The 1,978-nt window shown below is 71.8% G+C and carries 1 protein-coding gene; it reads left to right on the plus strand.

The annotated features are described in order from the left end of the window. A partial coding sequence (locus tag D7318_RS33280; RefSeq protein ID WP_183091721.1) for a hypothetical protein occupies nt 1–1,978 on the plus strand: 1,978 nt, incomplete at both ends.

Genomic DNA, 1,978 nt, shown 5'->3' on the forward strand with positions numbered 1-1,978 from the left:
CCCTCACCGGCGACCGCACCCCCACCCTCCACCAAGGCGACGGCACCCAACTCCCCCACCGGATCGAGGCCCTCGACGACGGACTCCTCGCCATCCACCGCACCGACACCACCACCGGCACCACCGTTCCCACGCTCCACGACGCCCCCGGCACCCACCACGCCACCCTCCACCGCCTCCCCGGCGACGAACACCACGCACTCGCCCTCACCGGCAACACCCCACCCCGCGTCATCGGCCTCGACGGCCAGACCGTCCCCCACTCCCACGTCACCCCCCTCCCCGACGACACCGGATGGGTCATCCACCGCCCCGACCACACCCCCCTCATCGCCGACCGCACCGGCATTCACCCCACGGTCTTGCTCACCGACGGGACATACGTCCCGCCCCACAGGCTCATCGTCCTCCCCACGCACGGCCAACCCCGCCTCATCTCCGCGATCGACGGCACCACCCTGCCCGACCGCGTCACCGTCCACCCCGAAGCCGGATGGATCACCGTCCAACTCGACGATGGCCACCGCGTCCACGACATGAACGGCGTCCGACTCACCGAGCACCACGTCTTCTCCCCCGAAGGCCACGTCACGGCCGACTCACTGATGATCCGCGTCAACGGCCAGGGCTCCCCCGACGTCCTCGACATGACCGGACGCCCCGTCCCCCACACCACCACCCCCTTCGGCACCACCCCCCTCGGCGCCGAGGCCCACCTCGTCCAGGTGCCCGGCTACCCGTCCACCTTCGTCACCGCCCAAGGCCCAGGGCCGGCGCTTTCCCCCAACAGCCTTGATGGGAACGGACTCATCCGCGTCGGTGACCTCGAGGGACACTCGGTCCTCTTCACCAGGACCCGGCTCGCCAGGGCCGACATCTACCTGGTCACCGCGCCAGGGGCCGCCGCCCCCAGATACTGGAACGTGCCACGCGACGGCAGCCTGCCGTACTTGACGGACGGAAACGGGACGCGGCTGGCGGACACCCACGTCGTCCCGCTGGAGGGCCTGGACAGCTACCTTGTCCGCACGCCGACGGAGCAGGCCGTTCTCGGCCGGGACGGCACCCGCACCCACCTGCCCAGCGCGATCCCGGGTTACGCCGCGAACCAGGAACGGGTGGACGCGGTCCTGGTGCGCCCGGTGGACGGCAACGGCGCGACGTCCGTTCACCACCGGGAAACCGGGGTGCTGCTCAGCGACCGGACGCTGACCAGCTTCGACGGTCGGCGCACCATCGTCGAGTACCAGGGCCCGATCTCCGTCGTCTACAACAACGTGGGGACGTCACTCAGGGGGGCCCGGGTCCGGGTCGGGAACCCGCTCGGCGAGGGCCATCACCTGGTCACCGCCGGGCCCGACGGATACCCGTTCGTCGCGGGGCCCGACGGCGCCCCGGTGCCCGGCGCCGCCGCGGCCCGCCTCGGCGAGGACATGTACCTGATCGTCACCCCAGGGCACCGCCCCGGCGTGGTGGACGCCCAGGGCCGGCACACCCACGACACCGTCATGCTGCGCGGCGCGCCGGATCTCCCCCCCGACCACTTCGCGGTGGCCCCGCTGGACGGCGGCACGCCCCGGATCTTCACGCCCGATCGCTCCCCGGCGACCGGCCTTCGCCTGGAACCGCACCCGCAGCTTCTCCCTGTGATGCGAACAGAGCAGCCCAACACCCAGATCATCTTCGACGCGGTGGGTAGGTACAGCGGACACTTCCACCGGCTGGTCGATGGCCCCCTGCTCGACCACGAGGTGTTCCTTACCGGGCGCCAGGAGACTTCCTGGGTCAGGGGCCCGGAGGGAGACCGGGTCCTCAACTCGCGTGTGACCCCCCTGGGGGGTGACAGGCACCTGATCACGGTGCCAGACCGACCGCCGGTCGTCCTCGACACGAGCACCGGCGCCGGCCAGCACATCGCCGTCCAGCTGGCCCCGGGCGACGGCGGGGCCAGCAGAGGGATCGCCGTGTGGCCCAGGGA

The sequence above is a fragment of the Streptomyces radicis genome (assembly GCF_003626575.1).
In the GTDB taxonomy this organism is placed as follows: Bacteria; Actinomycetota; Actinomycetes; order Streptomycetales; family Streptomycetaceae; genus Streptomyces; species Streptomyces radicis.